Annotated in this window: 22 protein-coding genes; 11 read left to right on the forward strand and 11 right to left on the reverse strand. The window is 69.2% G+C overall.

Features of this window, described 5'->3' with window-relative positions:
• Nucleotides 1-4: 4 nt before the first annotated feature.
• Complete coding sequence (locus LW587_RS10455) at nucleotides 5-1,015, reverse strand: AAA family ATPase (RefSeq protein ID WP_232629532.1); 1,011 nt, start codon at nucleotides 1,013-1,015, stop codon at nucleotides 5-7.
• A gap of 203 nt (nucleotides 1,016-1,218) precedes the next feature.
• On the opposite strand from LW587_RS10455, the gene LW587_RS10460 reads away from it, so the two are divergent.
• Nucleotides 1,219-1,647 carry a PaaI family thioesterase gene (locus LW587_RS10460; RefSeq protein WP_232629533.1) on the forward strand — a complete coding sequence of 143 codons (429 nt, stop codon included), beginning with the start codon at nucleotides 1,219-1,221 and terminating at the stop codon, nucleotides 1,645-1,647.
• Nucleotides 1,648-1,905: 258 nt separating this feature from the next.
• On the opposite strand, the gene LW587_RS10465 is transcribed toward LW587_RS10460, so the two are convergent.
• The gene (locus tag LW587_RS10465) at nucleotides 1,906-2,517 is read right to left on the reverse strand and encodes a TetR/AcrR family transcriptional regulator (RefSeq protein ID WP_232629534.1); all 612 of its coding nucleotides are present in this window, start codon (nucleotides 2,515-2,517) and stop codon (nucleotides 1,906-1,908) included.
• 94 nt (nucleotides 2,518-2,611) lie between these two features.
• Between LW587_RS10465 and LW587_RS10470 the strand changes: the two genes are divergently transcribed.
• The 7 genes from LW587_RS10470 (at nucleotide 2,612) to LW587_RS10500 (ending at nucleotide 8,974) form a co-directional block, all read left to right on the forward strand.
• The gene (locus tag LW587_RS10470) at nucleotides 2,612-3,667 is read left to right on the forward strand and encodes a sugar phosphate isomerase/epimerase family protein (protein WP_232629535.1); all 1,056 of its coding nucleotides are present in this window, start codon (nucleotides 2,612-2,614) and stop codon (nucleotides 3,665-3,667) included.
• An 18-nt stretch (nucleotides 3,668-3,685) separates the two neighbouring features.
• Nucleotides 3,686-4,558: an alpha/beta fold hydrolase gene (locus LW587_RS10475; protein ID WP_232629536.1), complete on the forward strand. Its 873-nt coding sequence runs from the start codon at nucleotides 3,686-3,688 to the stop codon at nucleotides 4,556-4,558.
• Nucleotides 4,558-5,490: an alpha/beta hydrolase gene (locus LW587_RS10480; protein WP_232629537.1), complete on the forward strand. Its 933-nt coding sequence runs from the start codon at nucleotides 4,558-4,560 to the stop codon at nucleotides 5,488-5,490. Before LW587_RS10475 ends, LW587_RS10480 begins: the two co-directional genes overlap by 1 nt.
• 632 nt (nucleotides 5,491-6,122) lie before the next feature.
• Nucleotides 6,123-6,701: a DUF1285 domain-containing protein gene (locus LW587_RS10485; RefSeq protein ID WP_232629538.1), complete on the forward strand. Its 579-nt coding sequence runs from the start codon at nucleotides 6,123-6,125 to the stop codon at nucleotides 6,699-6,701.
• Nucleotides 6,698-7,378 (forward strand): CoA pyrophosphatase, encoded by a 681-nt coding sequence (locus LW587_RS10490; protein WP_442919114.1) that lies wholly within the window; start codon nucleotides 6,698-6,700, stop codon nucleotides 7,376-7,378. The genes LW587_RS10485 and LW587_RS10490 overlap by 4 nt, the downstream gene beginning before the upstream one ends.
• Before the next feature lie 70 nt (nucleotides 7,379-7,448).
• Nucleotides 7,449-7,706 (forward strand): DUF6111 family protein, encoded by a 258-nt coding sequence (locus tag LW587_RS10495; RefSeq protein ID WP_232629539.1) that lies wholly within the window; start codon nucleotides 7,449-7,451, stop codon nucleotides 7,704-7,706.
• Nucleotides 7,703-8,974 carry a CCA tRNA nucleotidyltransferase gene (locus LW587_RS10500; protein WP_232629540.1) on the forward strand — a complete coding sequence of 424 codons (1,272 nt, stop codon included), beginning with the start codon at nucleotides 7,703-7,705 and terminating at the stop codon, nucleotides 8,972-8,974. The genes LW587_RS10495 and LW587_RS10500 overlap by 4 nt, the downstream gene beginning before the upstream one ends.
• 58 nt (nucleotides 8,975-9,032) lie before the next feature.
• On the opposite strand, the gene LW587_RS10505 is transcribed toward LW587_RS10500, so the two are convergent.
• The 7 genes from LW587_RS10505 to hemH form a co-directional block, all read right to left on the reverse strand.
• Nucleotides 9,033-9,434 carry a F0F1 ATP synthase subunit epsilon gene (locus LW587_RS10505; protein WP_232629541.1) on the reverse strand — a complete coding sequence of 134 codons (402 nt, stop codon included), beginning with the start codon at nucleotides 9,432-9,434 and terminating at the stop codon, nucleotides 9,033-9,035.
• 119 nt (nucleotides 9,435-9,553) lie between these two features.
• Nucleotides 9,554-11,014: a F0F1 ATP synthase subunit beta gene (gene atpD / locus LW587_RS10510; RefSeq protein ID WP_232629542.1), complete on the reverse strand. Its 1,461-nt coding sequence runs from the start codon at nucleotides 11,012-11,014 to the stop codon at nucleotides 9,554-9,556.
• Between the two features lie 24 nt (nucleotides 11,015-11,038).
• Complete coding sequence (locus LW587_RS10515; protein ID WP_232629543.1) at nucleotides 11,039-11,929, reverse strand: F0F1 ATP synthase subunit gamma; 891 nt, start codon at nucleotides 11,927-11,929, stop codon at nucleotides 11,039-11,041.
• A 107-nt stretch (nucleotides 11,930-12,036) separates the two neighbouring features.
• Nucleotides 12,037-13,566, reverse strand: coding sequence for a F0F1 ATP synthase subunit alpha (gene atpA, locus LW587_RS10520; protein WP_232629544.1), 1,530 nt, complete (start codon nucleotides 13,564-13,566; stop codon nucleotides 12,037-12,039).
• Between the two features lie 68 nt (nucleotides 13,567-13,634).
• On the reverse strand, nucleotides 13,635-14,204 hold the full coding sequence (locus tag LW587_RS10525; protein WP_232629545.1) for a F0F1 ATP synthase subunit delta: 570 nt from the start codon (nucleotides 14,202-14,204) through the stop codon (nucleotides 13,635-13,637).
• 233 nt (nucleotides 14,205-14,437) lie between these two features.
• The gene (locus LW587_RS10530) at nucleotides 14,438-14,809 is read right to left on the reverse strand and encodes a bleomycin resistance protein (protein WP_232629546.1); all 372 of its coding nucleotides are present in this window, start codon (nucleotides 14,807-14,809) and stop codon (nucleotides 14,438-14,440) included.
• Nucleotides 14,810-14,813: 4 nt separating this feature from the next.
• Nucleotides 14,814-15,884: a ferrochelatase gene (gene hemH / locus LW587_RS10535; protein ID WP_232629547.1), complete on the reverse strand. Its 1,071-nt coding sequence runs from the start codon at nucleotides 15,882-15,884 to the stop codon at nucleotides 14,814-14,816.
• A gap of 188 nt (nucleotides 15,885-16,072) precedes the next feature.
• Here hemH and LW587_RS10540 point away from each other — a divergent pair, with 188 nt between their 5' ends.
• From LW587_RS10540 to LW587_RS10550, 3 genes are all read left to right on the forward strand, one after another.
• Nucleotides 16,073-17,029 carry a class I SAM-dependent methyltransferase gene (locus LW587_RS10540; RefSeq protein ID WP_232629548.1) on the forward strand — a complete coding sequence of 319 codons (957 nt, stop codon included), beginning with the start codon at nucleotides 16,073-16,075 and terminating at the stop codon, nucleotides 17,027-17,029.
• A gap of 109 nt (nucleotides 17,030-17,138) precedes the next feature.
• Nucleotides 17,139-18,596 carry a bifunctional metallophosphatase/5'-nucleotidase gene (locus LW587_RS10545; RefSeq protein WP_232629588.1) on the forward strand — a complete coding sequence of 486 codons (1,458 nt, stop codon included), beginning with the start codon at nucleotides 17,139-17,141 and terminating at the stop codon, nucleotides 18,594-18,596.
• A complete protein-coding gene (locus LW587_RS10550) occupies nucleotides 18,593-19,294 on the forward strand; it encodes a uracil-DNA glycosylase (RefSeq protein WP_232629549.1) in 702 nt (233 codons plus the stop codon). Before LW587_RS10545 ends, LW587_RS10550 begins: the two co-directional genes overlap by 4 nt.
• A 91-nt stretch (nucleotides 19,295-19,385) precedes the next feature.
• Here the strand turns inward: LW587_RS10550 and LW587_RS10555 are convergent, their stop codons facing one another.
• A complete protein-coding gene (locus tag LW587_RS10555) occupies nucleotides 19,386-19,589 on the reverse strand; it encodes a hypothetical protein (protein WP_232629550.1) in 204 nt (67 codons plus the stop codon).
• Nucleotides 19,590-19,728: 139 nt separating this feature from the next.
• Nucleotides 19,729-20,628, reverse strand: a complete 900-nt coding sequence (locus LW587_RS10560; RefSeq protein WP_232629551.1) for a peptidylprolyl isomerase — start codon at nucleotides 20,626-20,628, stop codon at nucleotides 19,729-19,731.
• Nucleotides 20,629-20,904 lie beyond the last annotated feature (276 nt).

Consider the following 20,904-nt stretch of genomic DNA (forward strand, 5'->3'; position numbering starts at 1 on the left):
CCTGTCAGAGTTTGGCGACGAGCTGGCCGATCAGGCCGGTCACGCTCTCTCCGTCGGCGCGCGCCGCGAAGGTCACGGCCATGCGGTGCTTGAGCACCGGCTCGGCCAGCGCCTTCACGTCGGCCACGGAGGGGGCGACGCGGCCCTCGATCAGGGCGCGGGCGCGCACGGCGAGCGTCAGCGCCTGGCTCGCGCGGGGACCGGGCCCCCACAGCAGTTTTTTCGAGACGCTCGGGTCGCCACCTTCCGGCCTCGCCGAGCGGACCAAGTCGAGGATCGCATCCACGACCGCCTCGCCCACCGGCAGGCGCCGCACGAGGCGCTGGGCCGTGAGCAGCTGCTCGGTGGTCATCGCCGCCCGGGGCTTGGCGTCCTCGACGCCGGTCGTCTCGATGAGGATGCGGCGCTCGGCGGCGCGATCGGGGTAGCCGACATCGATCTCGAGGAGGAAGCGATCGAGCTGCGCCTCGGGCAGCGGGTAGGTGCCCTCCTGCTCGATCGGGTTCTGGGTCGCCAGGACGTGGAAGGGCTTGGGCAGGTCGTGGCGCTCGCCCGCCACCGAGACGAAATGCTCCTGCATCGCCTGGAGCAGGGCCGATTGCGTCCGCGGGCTCGCCCGGTTGATCTCGTCGGCCATCAGCAGCTGCGTGAAGACCGGCCCCTTCACGAAGCGGAAGGAGCGGCGGCGCTCGGCATCCTCGTCGAGGATCTCGGTGCCGAGGATGTCGGAGGGCATCAGGTCGGGGGTGAACTGCACCCGCCGGGCGTCGAGCCCGAGCACGGTGCCCAGCGTCTCGACGAGCTTGGTCTTGGCGAGGCCGGGAAGGCCGACGAGGAGCCCGTGGCCGCCGGCCAGGATCGTCACGAGGGCGAGGTCGACGATCTTCTCCTGCCCGAAGATGACCCCGTGGATCGCCTCCCGGGCCTGCCCGATCGCCGCCAGGCAGGTCTCGGCGGTGGCGACGATCCCGTCGTCGAGGCTCGTCGTGCTGGCCGAACCGGCGCCCTGTGCCATGAAGCGAAATCCTGAAGAACGGGCCCGGCGGCCCGGGATGAAGGGCGGAGTCTGGCGCCGAAGTCCCATCGAACGCAAGCGCGGCGCTGCCGCGCGGCGGATCGGCGCTATATGGGCCGGGACGCCCGGAGGGCAGGACGGCCGCGACATCGTGCATCGTGTGGGACGTCCGCCCGGCCCCGGGGCGCGAAAAGGAGCCCAGGATGACGGATGACGAGCGCGCGGCGTTTCCCGAGGGGTGGGAGGTCTTCACCGATCCGGGCTTCATCAGCCTCGTCGGGCCGGTCTACCACCGGACGGTCGAGGGCCGGCAGGCGTTCGCGTTCCGCGCGGAGGCGAAGCACGGCAACCTCGTGGGCACCGTGCACGGGGGCATGCTGCTGACCTTCGCCGACCGGGCGCTCAGCATCGTGGTGCGCGACGCCGCCGAGGGCGCGCGCTGCGTCACCGTCGAGATGTCGAGCCAGTTCGTCGGCGCGGCTCGTACCGGCGACCTGATCGACGTCGAGCCGGAGATCGTGCGCAAAACCTCCTCGCTCGTCTTCGTGCGCGGCACGCTCATGAGCGGCGACCGGCCCCTGGCGGCGGCGAGCGGCATCTGGAAGATCCTGAAGGACAAGCCCGCCGGCTGACGGCCGGGGCCGATCCTGGACGTGCCCCAGGTCGCCTCGGGTTGACCTCTCTGTGCCAAACTCCGTCCGCTTGACCGTGCCAAGGACCGCTGAGGGTGGTTTGCAGACTCTGCCCGGCCGCCTGAGAGGGACGTTCATGCCGATGGCGAATGGTTCGCTTTGAGTACACTCATAGCGAACCGGAGCGCGCGGCCTGCCCCACCCTTACCAACCCAGCTTTGCAGTGCTGACGCAGAGATGACGCAAAGAATGTGATGCCTACGGCTGCGTCGAGCGCCCTGTCTCTGGCGCGATCATGTGCAAAGCCAAGGGTATCAAAGCGAGAAGCCGATCCCTAGGGATACCATCGCGGGCCTGGACAGAGAGTCCGTGGAGTAGGGCTGCATAGTGATCGCCGAGCGCGGCCACGTCGGCACCGGGCGACAGCTCGCCGGTTGCACTGGCCCACTCCAGGCGTTCGACGATCGAGGCGGTACGCCGGCGCCGCCGCTCGGCCAACCACTCGGCTAGGGCATCGTTCTCGACCGCACAATTGGTTGCAGCCGACACGACCATGCATCCTTTCGGACCATCCGCGCGCGTGTAGAGTTCAACAGCCTCACGTAACATCCGCCCGATCGCCTGCCGCGCCGTCGGCTCCTCATTCAGGGCACGCTCCGCGAAGCTACCATTCGTAGTCTCGTAGAGTGCAACTGCCTCTCGGAAGAGCGCCTCCTTCGAGCCGAAGGCCGCGTAGATCCGGGCTGAGGCGATACCCATCGCAGCCACGAGATCCGCCATGGACGTTCCCTCGTAGCCGCGCCTCCAGAACGCCTGCTGAGCTTTGACGAGCGCCTCGTCCCTGTCGAACTCCCTGGGTCTTCCAGCCATCGCCATCCATTCTTAGCCGGTCAGCAAATAATTCGCTTGACGGCGTAGGGCAATCACGACATTTCTTTGTCGATCGACAAAGAATGAGGCTGCAATGCGAACGATCAAGGGGCCGAGCCTGCATCTGGCGCAATTCAGCGGAGATCGGCCACTCTTCGACACCCTGGCCGCGCTCGCTGCCTGGGCTGCGGAACGAGGCTTCGCGGCGCTTCAGATCCCCGTCTGGGATGGGCGCCTGTTCGATCTGCGGACGGCGGCCGAGAGCGATATCTATTGCCACGAGGTCGCTGGCATCGTCGCGCAGCACGGGCTCGTGATCAGCGAGTTGACTACGCATCTCCTAGGGCAGCTCGTCGCCGTTCACCCCGCCTATGACGTGATGTGCGATGCCTTCGCGCCGGAGGCCGTGCGCGGCAACAGCGCCGCGCGCAGCGAATGGGCCGGACAGCAGCTCCGGCTCGCGGCCCGGGCGTCCCGGCGGCTGGGGCTCAACCGGATAGGGACCTTCTCGGGGTCGTTCGCATGGCCCTACGTGTTTCCGTTCCCCCAACGTCCCGAAGGCTTGATCGAGGCCGCGTTCGACGAACTGGCCCGGCGCTGGCGCCCCCTCCTCGACGTCTGCGACGCGCAGGGCGTCGATCTCTGCTTCGAGATCCATCCGAGCGAGGACCTGCACGACGGCACGACGTTCGAGATGCTGCTGGAGCGTGTCGACGGCCATTCCCGCTGCCAGATCCTCTTCGATCCCAGCCACTTTGTCTTGCAACAGCTTAAATATCTGGACTTCATCGACATCTATCACGAGCGGATCGGAATGTTCCACGTGAAGGATGCTGAATTCAATCCGACCGGACGTCAGGGGATCTATGGGGGATACCAGTCCTGGGCCGACAGGGCAGGCCGGTTCCGGTCGCTCGGCGACGGACAGGTCGATTTCAAGTCGATCTTCTCGAAGCTGACCCAGTACGATTTCAGCGGCTGGGCCACGCTCGAATGGGAGTGCTGCTTGAAGGATCAGGACGATGGCGCACGGGAAGGCGCCGCGTTCATCCGCGATCACATCATCAACGTTACCGACAAGGTCTTCGACGACTTCGCCGGGACACCTCTGGAACGGGCGCGCATCAACGCCCTCCTCGGCATCGCCTGAGCGGCAGGGACATCCAGCATGACGATCGAGTTTCGTGACGAGGACGTGCGGCACCGCTACGTCCGGATCGATGACACGCGCCTGCACTGCGCGATCCTGGGAGACGGGGAGCCAATACTGCTGATCCCCGGCTGGCCGCAGACCTGGTACGCGTGGCGGCACGTGATGCCGGTCCTGGCGGCGAACGGCTTCCAGGCCATCGCCGTCGATCCGGTCGGCTCAGGTCATTCAGGGCGCCCCGATACTGGCTACGATACGGGTGCGGCCGCTGCGACGCTCCACCGCCTGATGAGGGCGCTCGGGCACGAGCGTTATCGGGTAGTCGGTCACGACGTCGGCATGTGGGTCGGCTACGCGCTCGCCAGCGATCAGCCGGATGCGGTGAGCCGTCTGGCACTGACCGAAGCGGTCATTCCAGGCCTCGCACCGGCGCCCGGCATTTTCGCGCCCCCGGCCGAGAACATCTTTCTCTGGCACTTCATGTTCAATCAGGTCCGCGATCTGCCCGAGTTCCTGACAGCCGGCCGGGAGCAGGGCTACCTGGAATTCATCTTCGACAAATGGTCGTTCCGCCGCGACCGCGTCGCCGTCGATGTCTACACTCGGGCCTATGCCAGCCCGGGAGGGATCAGGGCGGGCTTCGCGTATTACCGCGCAATACCGGAGACCATCCGTCAGAACGCCGAGAGGGCGAAGCGTCCACTAACCATGCCTGTGCTGGCGATCGGTGCTGAACATGCGACGGCGGATGCGCCGATCGCGACGCTTCGTCCGCATGCAGCCAGCCTGCGCGGCGGCATCGTCGCTGATTGCGGGCATTTCATCATGGAGGAATGCCCCAAGGAATTCTCCGACCAGCTTCTCCCGTTCCTGCTGGAGGCAGGCGCGTAATGCCGCTTGATCCGGCCATCGCGGCCTTTCTTGCACAGGAGGCCGGCATCAAGCCGGCCTCGCTGGCCGAACTCCGGGTTCGGACGGATGCCGAGCTCATCGCAATGCAAGCACCTCCTGAAGCAATCGGGTGCATCCGCGAATTCCCGCCGGACGGATCAGACCTCGCCCCTCCTGTTCCGATCCGCGCGTACTGGCCGGGCGATCCGGAGATCAGGCCGGTGCCGGCGATCGTTTTCGCGCATGGAGGGGGATGGTGCCTGGGTTCGCTCGACGCCTATGACACCCCTTGTCGCTCTCTCGCGAAGGCGACCGGTTGCGTCGTCTTCTCGGTCGACTACCGTCTGGCGCCGGAGCATCCCTTCCCGGTGCCGCTCGATGACGTGTATGCGGCCTTGCGCTGGGTGGCGGACCACGCCGCCATGCTGGCAATCGATGAAGAACGCCTCGTCGTCGCGGGCGACAGCGCGGGCGGCAATCTTGCGGCTGCGGCGGCCCTCATAGCGCGGGATCGAGCAGGTCCGAAGATTGCCCACCAGCTTCACTTCTACCCCGCGCTCGATATCGACCTGGATACGCCTTCGTATCGAGAGTTCGCCGAAGGGTACTACCTGACGCGTGAGGTCATGCGCTTCTGTTGGGAGACCTATGTCGGCAGGCTGACTGAAAATGTCTCTGTCTATGCCGCTCCAGGCAGAGCCGACGTAGCAGCCCTACCCTCTGCTACGGTTCTCATTTGCGAGTTCGATCCGTTGCGAACTGAAGCAGAGAGTTACGTTCAAAAGCTGAAGCAGAGCGGCATTCCCGTGAAAATTGTTCTGCTCGAAGGCTTGATCCATGCCTGCCTGCACATGACCGGGCTGACCTCGGCAGCTAATGCCCTCTTCACAAAATCCAAAAAGGAATTGCGCGAGGTACTGTCCATCGGCTGATGACGGGCAAGTCGTAGCTAATCCGGCATGATCATGACAAACACTAACATACTGGAATGCTTCGTACTTGATGTATCAGTAGAAATCAGAGTGTTCACCGCAGGATATCGGTTAGCAGACTTGATCGAACTGGGGAAATGAAGATCTCTCCAGCCGTACAACTTTGATTGCGTGTTGATTATACTCCACCTCCCGACCTGCGTCCGCGCCGCAACATGGTGTGATTCGCGAAAATGGATGGACCGTCTTCTTGCCTGATAAAATTAGGGTGTACCCTCGGCGCATCATAACCTTTTGACTGTTCTGAATATCAGCTTTGACCATCCAAAACGAACTTTCTCAAGCGAACCACCCATAGAGAACCGGCATTGTGGAATGCCATGAAGCGGACATTGTGAGGGTCCGCAAAGGGTCGCGAGCCGTCCCTGGCATGCTCAAGCGGATCGGGTTGTGACCCTATGGCCGAGCCCGGCCCGGGCCGGGCCGAACCGGCCCCGTCCGATTTCCGTGGCGCGACCAGTCGCGGTAGGGTGGCGCCCACCGGTCCCGGCAACGGCGGCGCTTCTCTCGCGTTGCCCGGTTCGGACCCAGTTCCGCCCGCACAAGCCCCGCCGCACAAGCCCCGACGGCCCATGGACGACACGCCCGACCCCGCCCTCGCCCGCCTGAGCGCCGCCCTCGGCGACCTGCCCACGCGCGGTCCCCCGCCGGTCGAGCGGTGGAACCCGGAGCATTGCGGTGCGATCGACATCCGGATCGCGGCCGACGGGACGTGGTTCCACAACGGCACGCCGATCCGGCGACCGAAGCTGGTGCGGCTGTTCGCGTCGATCCTGCGCAGGGAGCCCGACGGCGCGACCGTGCTGGTGACGCCGGTCGAGAAGGTCCGCATCCAAGTCGACGACACGCCCTTCCTCGCGGTCGAGATGGCGGTCGAGGGCGCGGGCGAGGGCCGGCGCATCGCCTTCCGGACCAATGTCGACGACCTCGTCGCCGCCGATGCCGAGCATCCCCTACGCTTCCAAGACGGCCCGGACGGGCTCAAGCCCGAGATCCGGGTGCGCGGCGGCCTCACCGCCCGGGTGAGCCGGGCCCTCACCTACGATCTCGTCGACCTCGCCGAGACCCGCCGGATCGAGGGCGAGGACTGGTTCGGTCTGTGGGCCGGGGGCGTCTTCCACCGCATCGCCCCGGCCGAGGCGGCCCGGTGAAGCGCCCCGACGAGGCCGCCGATCCGGGCCGGCGCGCCGACGCCGAGTTCCGGCGCCCGGCCTTCCTGGCCCGGGCCCAGGCCGGCCTCGCCCGGCTGCCGCCCGGCCCCGGCGATCCGCTCGCGAATCCGCGCGGCGACCACGACCTCGATCCCGGCGGCCTCGCCATGGCGCCGGCCGCGCCGCATCGCCACGCCGCCGTCCTGGTGCCGATCCTCGACCGGCCCGAGGGGATGAGCGTGCTGCTGACGAAGCGCGCCGCCCATCTGCGCGACCATTCGGGGCAGATCGCCTTCCCCGGCGGCAAGGTCGATCCCGGCGACGTCTCGCCGATCGATACGGCCCTGCGCGAGGCGCGCGAGGAGATCGCCCTCCCGAGCGAGGCCGTGCGCCCGCTCGGCTTCCTCGACCCCTACCTCTCGGCGACGGGCTTCCTCGTGGTCCCGGTGGTCGGGCTCGTGGCGGGCGACGCCGTGCTGACCCCCAATCCCGAGGAGGTCGCCCTCGTGTTCGAGGCGCCGCTGGCCGGGCTGATGGATCCGGCGCGGCATCTCGTCCGCTCGCGTGCGTGGCAGGGCCGGACACGCTACTTCTATGCGATCCCCCACGGGGAGCATCTGATCTGGGGCGTCACCGCGGGGATCGTGCACAATCTCTACGAGCGCCTCTACGCCTGACGCCGCGGCGTCCTCGCGCGCCCCTCAGGCCTCCCCTGGCGAACCCCCTCGGCAGAAACCCTCCGGTCGCATGCTTCGCCTCCTCCTCGAACAGATCGCCCTGTTTTCGCTGCCGTTCCTGGCCTTTGCCGGATGGCTCCTGCTCGCCCGCCGCTCGCCGCTCGACGGGGCCGAATGGCGACCGCAATGGACCCGCCTCGTGCTGGCCGGGCTGTTCCTCGTCGTGGCCTCCCTGGTGATGCTCGGCCTGACCGGGGAGCGCCACAAGGACGGCTACGTGCCGCCCCGCTACGAGAACGGGCGGCTGATCCCGGGCCATTTCCAGTGACCCCCCTCCCGCCCGGGCTCGACCGCGCGGGGCCGGACCGGCTCCTGGCGCGCCCGGGCGTGCGGGCCTGCCTCGCGGCTTTGGCCGGGCCGGCCGAGGAGACCCGCCTCGTCGGCGGCTGCGTGCGTGACGCGCTGCTCGGGCGGGCGGCGAGCGATCTCGACCTCGCCACGACCCTGCGGCCCGAGACCGTGATGGCGCGGGCCCGCGCGGCCGGCCTCAAGGCGGTGCCGACGGGGATCGAGCACGGCACCGTCACCCTGGTGGTGGCGGGCGAGCCGCACGAGGTCACGACGCTGCGCGAGGACGTCGAGACCGACGGGCGCCATGCCGTGGTGCGGTTCGGCCGCGATTTTTCGCGCGATGCCGAGCGGCGCGACTTCACCATCAACGCGCTCTCGCTGGCGGAGGACGGGACGCTCCACGACACGACCGGGGGCGTGGCCGACCTCGCCGCGGGCCGGGTCCGCTTCATCGGCGACGCCGCCACCCGGATCCGCGAGGACGCGCTGCGGCTCCTGCGCTTCTTCCGCTTCCACGCCCGCTACGGCGCCGGCCCGCCGGACCCGGAGGGGCTCGCCGCGTCGGTGGCAGCCCGCGACAGCCTCGCCCGGCTCTCCCGCGAGCGGGTGCGGGCCGAATTCCTGAAGCTGCTGCTGGCGCCCCGGGCCCTCGCCGCGGTCGCGACCCTGAGCGAGACCGGCCTTCTCGCCCGCATCACCGGGAGCGTCGGCGAACGCGGCCGGCTCGCCCGGATCTCGGAGGGGGAGCCGACATCGGACGCGGTCACCCGCCTCGCCGCGCTCTGCGTGTCGAGCCGGGAGGACGCCGAGCGCCTGGGCGAGAGCCTGCGTCTGGCCAAGGCCGAGCAGGCCGCGCTGACTGCCTACGCCGTGGCCCTCGCGACCCTGCGGAGCCGGCCCGGTCTCGACGCCGAGGCGGTGCCGGCCCTCGTGGCGGATCACGGCGCGGCGCCCCTGCGCACGGTGCTGCAGGCGATCGCCGGCGAGCCGCGCCCGCTTGTGACGGAGGCCGCCCGGGCCGCCCTCGACCGGATGGCGGCGGACGGCGCGCGGCCGGTCCTGCCCGTGACCGGCGCCGATCTCGTGGCGCGGGGCGTGCCGCCGGGCCCGGCGGTGGGGGCGGGCCTGCGCGCCGCGCGCGGGCTCTGGCTGGCGGAGGGCTGCCCGGCCGATCCGGCGGCGCGGGAGCGGCTCGTCATCCACGCCCTCGCCGCGATCGGCCGCGGGGACAGGCGGGAGGCCTGAAACCAAAAGGGCGCCGGTTGCCCGACGCCCTCTATCCCGTTCCGAATCGCTTCGGAAATCAGAGGCTCAGCGTGTGCTTGGCCTCACGCAGCTGCACGATCTGCGCGTTGAGCGCCTCGCGCTTGGCCGGGTCCTGGGTCGCGTCGCGGGCCATCTCGGCCGCCTCGATCTCCCCGTCGATCATGGCGGGGTTGACCTCCTCGATCGGCGCGGCGCGCTCGGCGAGCACCGTCACGGCCTTGGGGCCGATATCGGCGAAGCCGCCCTGCACGTAGATGCGCTTGCCGCTGCCGGCCTTCTCGGTGACGGTGATGACGCCGACCTTGAGGGTCGTCAGCACGGGCGCGTGGCCCGGCAGCACGGTCATCTCGCCCTCGGCGCCCGGCAGCTGCACGGCCTCGACCTCGCCGGAATACAGCGTCCGCTCGGGGCCGACGAAATCGAAGTGGAAGGTGGCCACGATTTCAGTTCCCTCACGCTCACCGGCGTTTCACGGTGCAGACCAACAGATAGGGGCTTCGCCGACGAAGAGGACGTGGCCGACGATGCGAAGGCCACGTCCCGGTCTCGATCCGCGGCTTACGCGGCGGCGAGCTTCTTGGCCTTTTCCTGGGCGTCCTCGATGGTGCCGACCATGTAGAACGCCGCCTCGGGCAGGTCGTCGTACTTGCCTTCGACCAGGCCCTTGAAGCCCTTGATGGTGTCTTCCAGCGGCACCTGGATGCCCGGCGAGCCGGTGAAGATCTCGGCCACCGAGAAGGGCTGCGAGAAGAAGCGCTCGATCTTGCGGGCGCGGGCCACCGTCAGCTTGTCCTCTTCCGACAGCTCGTCCATCCCGAGGATGGCGATGATGTCCTGGAGCGACTTGTAGCGCTGCAGCGTCTGCTGGACCTTGCGGGCGACGTCGTAATGCTCCTCACCGAGGATCGCGGGCGACAGCATGCGCGAGGTCGAGTCGAGCGGGTCGACGGCCGGGTAGATGCCCTTCTCGGCGATCGAGCGCGACAGCGTCGTGGTCGCGTCCAAGTGGGCGAAGGAGGCGGCGGGCGCCGGGTCGGTCAGGTCGTCGGCCGGCACGTAGATCGCCTGCACCGAGGTGATCGAGCCCTTGGTCGTGGTGGTGATGCGCTCCTGCAGGGCGCCCATGTCGGTGGCGAGCGTCGGCTGGTAGCCCACGGCGCTCGGGATGCGGCCGAGCAGCGCCGACACCTCGGAGCCCGCCTGCGTGAAGCGGAAGATGTTGTCGACGAAGAACAGCACGTCCTGGCCCTCGTCGCGGAACTCCTCGGCGATGGTCAGGCCGGTCAGCGCGACGCGCGAGCGGGCGCCGGGCGACTCGTTCATCTGGCCGTAGACCAGCGCGCACTTGGAGCCCTCGGCCGAGCCGCCGTTCTCCTTGGGGTTCTTGTTGACGTTGGACTCGATCATCTCGTGATAGAGATCGTTGCCCTCGCGGGTGCGCTCGCCGACGCCGGCGAAGACCGAGTAGCCCGAGTGCACTTTGGCGATGTTGTTGATCAGCTCCATGATCAGCACGGTCTTGCCGACGCCGGCGCCGCCGAACAGGCCGATCTTGCCGCCCTTGGCGTAGGGGGCGAGGAGATCCACGACCTTGATGCCGGTCACCAGGATCTGCGACTCGGTCGACTGGTCGGTGTAGGGCGGAGCGGGCTGGTGGATGGCGCGCAGGGTGTCGGACTGGATCGGGCCGGCCTCGTCGATCGGCTCGCCGATGACGTTCATGATGCGGCCGAGCGTGTTGTGGCCGACCGGCACCCGGATCGGCGCGCCGGTGTCGGTGACCTCCTGGCCCCGCACGAGGCCTTCCGAGGTGTCCATGGCGATGCAGCGGACGGTGTTCTCGCCGAGCTGCTGGGCCACCTCGAGCACGAGGCGGTTGCCCTGGTTATTGGTCTCGAGGGCGTTCAGGATCTCCGGCAGGTAGCCGTCGAACTGCACGTCCACGACCGGGCCGATGACCTGGGTGATCCGGCCTTTGGCGTTGGAGGTGTTGGCGGCGGGGGAAGCGGTGTTCGCCATTGCGATGGTTCCTCTATGCGGCGGTCAGAGCGCTTCCGCGCCCGAAATGATCTCGATGAGTTCCTTGGTGATCATGGCCTGACGCGTGCGGTTGTAGATCAGCGTCTGCTTCTTGATCATCTCGCCCGCGTTGCGGGTCGCGGAATCCATGGCGCTCATGCGCGCGCCCTGCTCCGAGGCGGCGTTCTCCAGCAGCGCCCGGAAGATCTGGACGGTGAGGTTCTTCGGCAGGAGCGTCTCGAGGATCGTCTCTTCGTTCGGCTCGAACTCCATGGCCGCGTCGGAGCCCGCGCCGGTGGTGGTGGCGCCGTCGGTCTTGGGCAGTTCGGCCGGGATGATCTTCTGCGCCGTCGGGATCTGCGAGATCACCGAGCGGAACTCGGAATAGAACAACGTCGCCACGTCGAACTCGCCGGCCTCGAAACGGGCGAGGATGTCGTCGGCGATCTCGGCGGCGAAGGGGTAGTCGACCGGCTTGTTGCCGCGGATGTCGCGCGAGGCGATGATCTGATCGCGGAACTGGCGGCGCAGGACGTCGAGGCCCTTCTTGCCGACCGTCATGATCTTGACGGTCTTGCCCTCGGCCATGAGCCGGTTGGCGTGGTCGCGGGCCAGACGGGCAATCGAGGAGTTGAAGGCGCCGGCGAGGCCGCGGTCCCCGGTGCAGACGACGAGCAGATGCACCCGGTCCTGGCCGGTGCCGGACAGCAGGCGCGGGGCGCCGACGCCGCCGACCAGGTTGCCGGCGAGATTGCCGAGCACCTGGGCCATCTTCTCGGCGTAGGGACGCCCGCTCTCGGCGGCGTTCTGGGCGCGCCGCAACTTGGCGGCGGCGACCATCTGCATCGCCTTGGTGATCTTCTGCGTCGCCTTCACCGAGGTGATGCGGTTGCGCAGATCCTTCAAACTCGGCATCGGCGGATTTCCAGATCGCTCGCGGACGTCTCGGCGACGGCCGCTCTCCGGGGAGGGCGGCCGTCCGGCGTTACTCTTCTCAGGGGCCGCCTCGCGGCAGGCCGGCCTCAGGCGATGGACTTGGCGACGCTCTCGACCACGCCCTTGAGGGTGTTGGCGTTGGCGTCCGACAGGTCCTTGGAGTCGCGCACGGCGCTGAGCCAATCCTGGTGCTTCGAGCGCAGGGTGCTCAGCAGCTGGTCCTCGAAGGCGCGAACCTTGTTGACCGGCAGCTTGTCGAGGTAGCCGTTCACGCCGGCGTAGATCACCGCGACCTGCTCTTCCATCTTCAGCGGCGAGAATTGCGGCTGCTTCAGGAGCTCGGTCAGGCGGGCGCCGCGGTTGAGCAGGCGCTGGGTCGAGGCGTCGAGATCCGAGCCGAACTGGGCGAAGGCCGCCATCTCGCGGTACTGCGCCAGCTCGCCCTTGATCTTGCCGGCGACCTTTTTCATCGCCTTGGTCTGGGCCGAGGAGCCCACCCGCGAGACCGAGAGGCCGACATTCACCGCCGGACGGACGCCCTGGTAGAACAGGTCGGTCTCGAGGAAGATCTGGCCGTCGGTGATCGAGATCACGTTGGTCGGGATGTAGGCCGACACGTCGTTGGCCTGGGTTTCGATGACTGGCAGCGCGGTCAGCGAGCCCTTGCCGGCGGCGTCGCCCATCTTGGCGGCGCGCTCGAGCAGGCGCGAGTGGAGGTAGAACACGTCGCCGGGATAGGCCTCGCGGCCCGGCGGGCGGCGCAGCAGCAGCGACATCTGGCGGTAGGCGACCGCCTGCTTGGAGAGGTCGTCATAGACGATCACGGCGTGCATGCCGTTGTCGCGGAAATACTCGCCCATGGCGCAGCCGGCGAACGGCGCGATGAACTGCATCGGCGCGGCGTCCGAGGCGGTGGCGGCGATGACGATGGAGTATTCCATCGCGCCCTGGTCCTCCAGCACCTTCACGAACTGGGCGACCGTGGAGCGCTTCTGGCCGATCGCGACGTAGACGCAGTAGAGCTTGGCGTTCTCGTCGGTGCCCGAATGGGCCGGCTTCTGGTTGAGGATCGTGTCGAGCGCGATCGCGGTCTTGCCGGTCTGGCGGTCGCCGATGATGAGCTCGCGCTGTCCGCGGCCGACGGGGATCAGGGCGTCGATCGCCTTGAGGCCGGTGGCCATCGGCTCGTGCACCGACTTGCGCGGGATGATGCCCGGGGCCTTCACGTCGACGCGGCGACGCTCGGTCGACTGGATCGGGCCCTTGCCGTCGATCGGGTTGCCGAGGCCGTCGACCACGCGGCCGAGCAGACCCTTGCCGACCGGCACGTCCACGATGGCGCCGGTGCGCTTGACGGTCTGGCCTTCCTTGATCTCGCGGTCGGAGCCGAAGATCACGACGCCGACATTGTCCTGCTCGAGGTTGAGGGCCATGCCGCGCACGCCCGACTCGAACTCGACCATCTCGCCGGCCTGGACGTTGTCGAGACCGTAGACGCGGGCGATGCCGTCGCCGACCGCGAGCACCTGCCCGACTTCCGTGACCTCGGCCTCCTCGCCGAAGTTCTTGATCTGCTCTTTCAGGATCGCGGAGATCTCGGCGGCGCGGATGTCCATCGTCGGGCCTCTTTAAGGTCGGATGCGGTCTGGTTCGTGGGTCGGGATGCGCGCGAGGCTATAGCGCCTCAGCGGGCTTCCCGCATGGCGAGACGAATGTTGTTGAGCTTGGTCCGCAGCGAGGCGTCGACCATGCGCGAGCCCATCTTCACGACGATGCCGCCGATCAGGCTCGGATCGATCTGGAGGTCGATCTCGACCTCGGCCTTGGCGACCTCGCGCAAGGAGGCCTTGATCTCTTCGACGATCGCGTCGGAGGGCTTCTCCGCGACGCGGACCTCGGCGCGCAGGATGCCCTTGGACTCGCGCACCTTCTCACGATAGGCGCGCATCATGTCCGGCAGGGCGAACAGCCGCCGGTTGGCGGCCGAGAGCTTGATGAAGTTGGCGGCCAGGCCCGTGATGCCGGCCTTGTCGAGCAGGGCGCTGATGGCGGCCGTCTGCTCCTTGGCCGAGAAGGCCGGGCTCTTCACGAGACGGCGGAGATCCGCGCTTTCCCGCAGAAGGTCGCCGAACGTATCGAGATTCTTGGCGACCTCGTCGACCTGCCGCGCGTCGCGGGCCAGCTCGTAGAGTGCCAGGGCATAGCGGCCCGCTACGCCAGCCACCAAGGGACCTTCGGAACCGCTCTGCGCCACCCGTCGCTCTCTCTTGTCCTTGCCCACCCGCCCCGCGCGCGTCCCGCCCGTGACGGCGGCGGCATGAAGCCTGTGGGAGTTGGAATTGCACCGGGCACAGAAGGCGTTGAACGGTCCCCCCGCGGCGCGGCTGTCGCCTAGCATGGGCTCCGCGGGTGTGCAAGGCGAAGTCCAGGCGTGACCTTGACCGTGATGAGGGGCCCGCGCCGGGCGCAGAGCTTCAGGGCAGAGCTTCAGGCCGGAAGGGCCCGGCCGACCCGGACCAGCGTGCCGTCCGGATCGGACACGGCGAATTCCCGCATGCCCCAGGACTTGTCCTCGGGGCCGTCGGCACCGATGATCGCCGCGGGAAACCCGGCGGCCAGGGCGTCGATATCCTCGGCGTAGAGGTAGAGGCCGAAGGGATTACGCTCAGGCACGATCCAGCCTGCCTCCGCCTGCCGGAGATGGAGGCGCGCCCCGTCGGGCCGGCGCAGCAGGCGATACGTGGCCTGCCACGCCTCCTGGCCGGCCTCGCGGGTGAAGCCGAGGCGGGCGTAGAAACCCTCCGACACGTCGAGATCCCGGCAGGGCAGGATCGCGGCCAGGAGCGAGCGGGGCGCCACCGGATCAGATCCAGCCCTGCAATTCCCGCCGCACCACGTGCTCGATCACCCGCATGCCGAGATCGGAATCGTTCAGGCAGGGGATGAAGGCGTAGTTCTCGCCGCCGTTCTCCTCGAAATAGTGGCGGTTCTCGCCGTCGAGCTCTTCCAGGGTCTCCAGGCAATCGGCGGTGAAGCCCGGCGCCACGATCGCCATGCGCTTCACGCCGGATTTGGCGAGCGCCTGGACGGTCTCGTCGGTGTAGGGCTTGAGCCATTCCTCGTTGCCGAAGCGCGACTGGAAGGTGACCCGCATCCGCTCGGGGCTGTAGCCCATCGCCTCGCGGATGAGGCGGCCGGTCTTGAGGCACTGGCAATGGTAGGGATCGCCCTTGAGCAGGTAGCTCTTGGGCACGCCGTGGAAGGAGGTCAGGATCACCTCCGGTTCGAAATCGAGCTTCTGCAGGCCCTCACGGATCGAGTCCGCCATGGCTTGGATGTAGACGGGGTCGTCGTGATAGGGCGGCGAGACCCGCACCGAGGGCTGCCAGCGCATCTGCATCAGGGCCTTGAAGGCCTGGTCGCAGGCGGTGGCCGAGGTCGCCGCCGCGTATTGCGGATAGAGCGGCACGAGCAGGATGCGGTCGCAGCCCTCGTCGAGCAGCGCCTGGATGCGAAGGCTCACCTCCGGCTTGCCGTAGCGCATCGCCCAGTCGACGAGCACCGTGTCGCCCATCGCCACCTGGAGCTTCTCGCACTGGCCGCGGGTGATGGTCTTGAGCGGGCCCTCGTCCCGCTCGTTGTTCCAGATGCTGGCGTAGTCGCGGCCCTTGGGGCCCGGGCGCTTCGTCAGGATGATGAGGTTGAGCAGCGGCCACCAGATCAGGCGGGGCACCTCGATGACCCGGCGGTCGGAGAGGAACTCCTTGAGATAGCGGCGCATCGGCCAGTAGCTCGTGCCCTCGGGGGTGCCGAGGTTCATCAGGAGCACCCCGACCCGGCCGGTCCTCACGGCCGGATGGTCGGGCGGCAGCGCAGCGGGTGCCAGGCGCACCGGCTCGCGCAAAAGAGTCTCGGGTTCGACGCGTTCGTTCATCGGGCTTCCGGTCACGGGCGTTCCGCCTTCCGTCCGCTCTTCGCCCGCCGGGCGGGTGATCCGGTTGTGCGGTCCGGACGTTCGATCTAGAGCAGGCGGCCATTCAAGACCAAGATTCCGGTCGAGGATCTTGGGGCGAAGCGTAGGGCGAACCCTTCGCCCGAAATCGCTCCGGAGGCCAGCGCGACATGCCGTCCCCCCGCTATTTCCTGCAGCACTTCGTGCCGTTCACCGGCTATCCGTACAGGGGGGCGCCCGCCGCCTGCAACCTGTGCGGATGCCGCGAGGCGATCACCGTGGCCGAGACCGATCGACGGCTCAAGACGCTGCATTCGATCGCCTGCACGCAGTGCGGCCTGATCCGCACCGATCCGATGCCGACGCCGGAGGAGCTCGCCGAGTACTACACGAGCGCCTACCGGGCCGATTACCAGCTCGCCTTCGCGGGCGGTCCCCCGCGCCACCACCTCGTGCGCTCGCGCCGCGACGCGATCTCCCGCGCCACGCTGCTCGCCCCGAAGCTGACGGCCGGCGCGCAGCTGCTCGATTTCGGCTCCGGATCGGGCGAGTTCCTGGACGAGGCGAAGCGGCGCGGCTGCACGGTGATCGGCGTCGAGCCGGGGCGCGACTACGCGGATTATTCGCGCCAGCATTACGGCGTCGAGGTTCTGGACGAGGCCGAGGACCCGGGCCGCTTCCCGGCCGGTCATTTCGACGTGATCAGCACGAATCACGTGCTGGAGCACCTGCGCAACCCCGCCGAGACGATGGAGCGGCTCAGCCGCTGGCTGAAGCCCGACGGCATCCTCTTTGCCGCCGTGCCCAACGTGGTCGCCCCCGGCAAGCCGCCGCACGAGCGCTTCCACTTCGCCCATGTGCACGGCTACGTGCGCGAAACCTTCGACCTGCTGGCCCGCCGCGCCGGCCTCGTGCCGCACACCGACTACCGGCGCGAGGACACCACGGTGGTCTACCGCAAGACCGACGCGCCGCCGGTGCCGCTGGAGAATCCGGGCCTCGCCGAGCGCCTCGCCGTGCGGCTGAAGCCGATGTCGGCGCCGCTCTACCTCGCCTCCGGCGCCTGGATCTGGCCGGCGATCCGGCGCAACGCCAAGGCGGTGCGAGACGGCTTCGCCAAGCGCTGAGGCGCCGGTGCCGCCCGTCTCCCGGCCCCCTGCCCCGACCGCTGCCCCGCCCCCTGCCCCGCCCCCTGCCCCGACCCGGCGGGCGACCGTCGCGGGGCTCGGGGCGAGCCTGCTCGCCGCCGGCGCCGGGCCGGCGCTCGCGGGCGCGCCGACCTTCACCCTGCTCCTCGTCAACGACATCTACGCGATGTCGGCGGTCGAGGGCCGCGGCGGCTTTGCCCGGCTCAACGCCGTGGTGAAGGCCGAGCGGGCCCGCGGCGTGCCCCTGCTCTACGCCCATGCGGGCGACTGCTTCTCGCCCTCGCTGATGTCGGGCTTCGACAAGGGCGCCCACATCGTGGCGCTGCACAACCTCGCGCCCCCCGACATCTTCGTGCCGGGCAACCACGAATTCGATTTCGGCCCCGCAATCTTCGCCGAGCGACGGGCGGAGGCGCGCTTCCCGTTCTTCGCGGCGAACCTGCGCGACGGGGCGGGCCAGCCCCTACCGGGGGTGAAGGACGCGGCGATCGTCGAACTGGGCGGCGTGCGCGTCGGCCTCGTCGGGATCGCGCTCCAGGCCACGCCCGAGAAGTCGCAATCCGGCTCCCTGCGGTTCGGCCCCGAGATCGAGACCCTGGCGGCGGAGGCGGCGAAGCTGCGGGCGTCCGGCGCGCAGATGATCGTCGGCGTGGCCCACACCGCCCGGCCGGTGGACGAGGCGATCCAGCGGGCGCGCATCGTCGACATCCTGCTCTCGGGCCACGATCACGATCTCGTGGTGCGCGACGACGGGCAGGCGGTGCTGGTCGAATCCGGCCACGACGCCCAGTCGGTCACGGCCATCGACGTGTACGTCACCGATGCCGGCCATGGCCCGCTGCGCTGGCGGGCCGCCTTCCGCATCCACGACACCGCCGAGGTGACGCCCGATCCCGAGACCGCCGCCCTCGTGGCGCGGATCGAAGGGGAGCTGTCGCGGGAACTCGACGTGGTGCTCGGCACGACCCAGGCGCCCCTCGACAGCCGCATCGCCAGCGTGCGGGCGCGGGAGGCGAGCTTCGGCAGCCTCGTGGCCGACGCGGTGCGGGCGCAGACCGGCGCGCAGGTCGGCCTGATGAACGGCGGCGGCATCCGCGGCGACCGGCTCTATCCGGCCGGCACCGCGCTCACCCGGCGCGACATCCTGAGCGAACTGCCCTTCGGCAACACCGTGGCGCTGGTCGCGATCAGCGGGGCGCGCCTGCGCGCCGCGCTGGAGAACGGCTACCGGGATCTCGGCCGTACCTCGGGCCGGTTCCTGCAGATCTCCGGCCTCACCGTGACCCTCGACCCGAAGGCCCCCCCGGGCCGGCGCGTCGTCGCGGCGCGGGTCGGCGGGGTGCCCCTCGACGAGGCCGGCACCTACCAGGTCGCGGCCAACGACTTCATGCTGCGCGGCGGCAACGATTACGGGATGCTGGCCGACGGTCGCATCCTGATCGGCGACACCGACGGAACGCTTCTGGCCAATGCGGTGATGTCCTTCATCCGCGCCCATGCGCCGCTTCCGGCGGAGACCGGGCCCCGCATCGAGGTTCTGCCGTGACCGCCACGCCCGTCGAAGCCGCGCTCGCCGCCTTCCGGGCAAGCGGCTCGCCCTGGCTCGCCCTGCCCTTCTTCCGGGAGGGCGCCGCCGACGCGGTGGCCCGGGCCATCGACGCGCGCGTCGCGGCGGGCGCGCGCATCCTGCCCGAACCGTCGGCGATCTTCCGGGCCCTGACGCTGACGCCCCTGCCGAAGGTCAAGGCGGTGATCCTCGGCCAGGACCCCTACCCGACCCCGGGCGATGCCAACGGGCTGGCGTTCTCCTATGTCGGCGGGCGCCGCCTGCCGGCCTCGCTCAAGGTCATCCTGGCCGAACTCGCCCGCCCGGGCGGCAAGCCCGACCTCTCGACCGGCGACCTGACGCCCTGGGCCGAGCGCGGCGTGCTGCTGCTCAATTCCGCACTCACCGTGGAAGCCGGCAAGTCCGGGGCGCATCTGCGGCTCGGCTGGTCGGCGCTCACCGATGAGGCGGTGGCTGCGGTCTCCGCCGGGGAGGAGCCCGCCGTGTTCCTGCTCTGGGGCGCCCAGGCGCGGGCCCGCGAGGCGCTGATCGACGGACGCCACCACGGCATCGTCGCCTCGGGCCATCCCTCCCCGCTCAACCGCGCCCGGGACTTCCCCGGCTCCCGCCCCTTCGATCGCGCCAATGCCTGGCTCGAAGCCCATGGCCGGGCGCCGATCGACTGGCGCTTGGACTGAGCGACCCTTTCCGTCCCCTCGAACGCGAAAGGCCCCGCCACGGGGGCGGGGCCGATTAGGACGACCGAGAGACGGCCTCTGCGAGGCGGGATTACGCGGCGCGGCGGGCGCGGGTCGCGAAGGCGTTCTCGTTGGCCGGGAGGACGGCCGACCGGGTGGCGGCGACGGGGCTCGGGCCCTGCAGGCGGGTCATCTCGCCGGCGGAGACCTGACCGACACCGCCAAAGCGCTCGGCCAGCATCACGACCAGGGTGGTCTGGGCGATGGCGGCGGCGAGAACGAGGAGTGCGATCATCGGGGCAGGTCCGTTTGGTGCGTTGCGATAAAGCTTATATCGCACCGCACATTGGTATCTGGTATACCAGATACCTCCCTCCTGACATTCCGCCAACGCATGCCTCGCGGACCGCCGCCCCCGCGCCCGGCGCTGCCCGCTAGGGCTTCTTCGGATCCGCGGCCGGCGGGGTGGCGGCGGGCGCGCCCGGGCGATCGACCTTGGCGGCCTCGCGGAGCTTGATGATCGTCTCCTGCTGCGCCTTGCGCGAGAGGTACTGGTCGATCTGCTCCTTCATCTCGTCGAAGGTGGGCACCGGCTTCGTGCGCTTCTCCTCGACCCGCAGCACGTGCCAGCCGAACTGGGTCTTGACCGGCTCGGAGACCTGTCCCGGCGCCAGCTTGAAGGCGGCTTCGGCGAAGGGCTTGACCATCCGCTCCTGGGTGAACCAGCCGAGATCGCCCCCTTCCGTCTTGGAGCCGGGATCCTTCGAGACCTCGCCCGCGATCTTGGCGAAATCCTCGCCGCCCTTGATGCGCGCGGCGATCTTCTTCGCCTCATCCTCGCTCTCGACGAGGATGTGGCGGGCGCGCACCTCCTCCTCGGGCTTCATCGCGGTCACGGTCTGGTCGTAGAGGGCCTTGGCGGCCTCCGGGGTGACCGACTTCTTGGTCTCGCGCTCGAGGTATTCGTCGAGCAGCAGCTTGTCGCGGAAATAGGCGAGCTTGCGCTTGAAGTCGGGGCTGTCGCCGACCTTGGCGGCATCGGCGGCCTGGGCGCCGACCTTCAGGTCGACCATGTAGTCGATCAGCAGGTTCTTCTTGGCCGCCTCGTCCACGCCGGGCAGCGACAGGGCCGGGTCCTCGGCGGCGAGCGCGAGGTCGGCGCCGGTGATCGGCTGGCCGTTCACCTTGGCGACCACCGCGTCGGGGGCCGGGGCCGCCGCCGACGGACCGGCCGCGCCCGCTCCTTGTCCCGCTCCCTGCGCCAGGGCGAGCCCCGGCAGCGCCAGGAGCAGGGCGGCGGCGCCGGCGCGCCGGAGATGGGTCGGGATCGTCATCGGGAAGGCTCGTCCTTGGGCGAGGCCGCCGCGGGCCGGCATCTTGCGGCCGGTCTCGTGCGGAGGCGGTCTGTCTCGGCGCGGCGGGTGCCGCGGCGCGCCACAGGTGGAATCTCTTCCGGTCAAAGGCAAGCGTGGCGGCGGCCGGCACGCGCGCTCGTGAGCAGGGGCGCCGGGCGGTCTTGAAGCCGGTCACGGCAGAAGCCGCGAGGCTCGTCGATGCGGGCGGATGCGGCGCGCACGATTTATCTCTATAAGCCCGCCCAACGCGAGGCC

The sequence above is a fragment of the Methylobacterium sp. Leaf118 genome, assembly GCF_920984675.1.
Taxonomy (GTDB): domain Bacteria; phylum Pseudomonadota; class Alphaproteobacteria; order Rhizobiales; family Beijerinckiaceae; genus Methylobacterium.

What these genes read in the sequence shown, in the direction of transcription:
- LW587_RS10555 (WP_232629550.1), bottom strand. Translation starts at nt 19,589, where the DNA reads ATGATCGCACTCCTCGTTCTCGCCGCCGCCATCGCCCAGACCACCCTG.
- LW587_RS10480 (WP_232629537.1), top strand. Translation starts at nt 4,558, where the DNA reads ATGCCGCTTGATCCGGCCATCGCGGCCTTTCTTGCACAGGAGGCCGGC.
- LW587_RS10560 (WP_232629551.1), bottom strand. Translation starts at nt 20,628, where the DNA reads ATGACGATCCCGACCCATCTCCGGCGCGCCGGCGCCGCCGCCCTGCTC.
- LW587_RS10470 (WP_232629535.1), top strand. Translation starts at nt 2,612, where the DNA reads ATGCGAACGATCAAGGGGCCGAGCCTGCATCTGGCGCAATTCAGCGGA.
- LW587_RS10515 (WP_232629543.1), bottom strand. Translation starts at nt 11,929, where the DNA reads ATGCCGAGTTTGAAGGATCTGCGCAACCGCATCACCTCGGTGAAGGCG.
- LW587_RS10455 (WP_232629532.1), bottom strand. Translation starts at nt 1,015, where the DNA reads ATGGCACAGGGCGCCGGTTCGGCCAGCACGACGAGCCTCGACGACGGG.
- LW587_RS10460 (WP_232629533.1), top strand. Translation starts at nt 1,219, where the DNA reads ATGACGGATGACGAGCGCGCGGCGTTTCCCGAGGGGTGGGAGGTCTTC.
- LW587_RS10475 (WP_232629536.1), top strand. Translation starts at nt 3,686, where the DNA reads ATGACGATCGAGTTTCGTGACGAGGACGTGCGGCACCGCTACGTCCGG.
- LW587_RS10495 (WP_232629539.1), top strand. Translation starts at nt 7,449, where the DNA reads ATGCTTCGCCTCCTCCTCGAACAGATCGCCCTGTTTTCGCTGCCGTTC.
- LW587_RS10485 (WP_232629538.1), top strand. Translation starts at nt 6,123, where the DNA reads ATGGACGACACGCCCGACCCCGCCCTCGCCCGCCTGAGCGCCGCCCTC.
- hemH (WP_232629547.1), bottom strand. Translation starts at nt 15,884, where the DNA reads ATGAACGAACGCGTCGAACCCGAGACTCTTTTGCGCGAGCCGGTGCGC.
- atpD (WP_232629542.1), bottom strand. Translation starts at nt 11,014, where the DNA reads ATGGCGAACACCGCTTCCCCCGCCGCCAACACCTCCAACGCCAAAGGC.
- LW587_RS10465 (WP_232629534.1), bottom strand. Translation starts at nt 2,517, where the DNA reads ATGGCTGGAAGACCCAGGGAGTTCGACAGGGACGAGGCGCTCGTCAAA.
- LW587_RS10540 (WP_232629548.1), top strand. Translation starts at nt 16,073, where the DNA reads ATGCCGTCCCCCCGCTATTTCCTGCAGCACTTCGTGCCGTTCACCGGC.
- atpA (WP_232629544.1), bottom strand. Translation starts at nt 13,566, where the DNA reads ATGGACATCCGCGCCGCCGAGATCTCCGCGATCCTGAAAGAGCAGATC.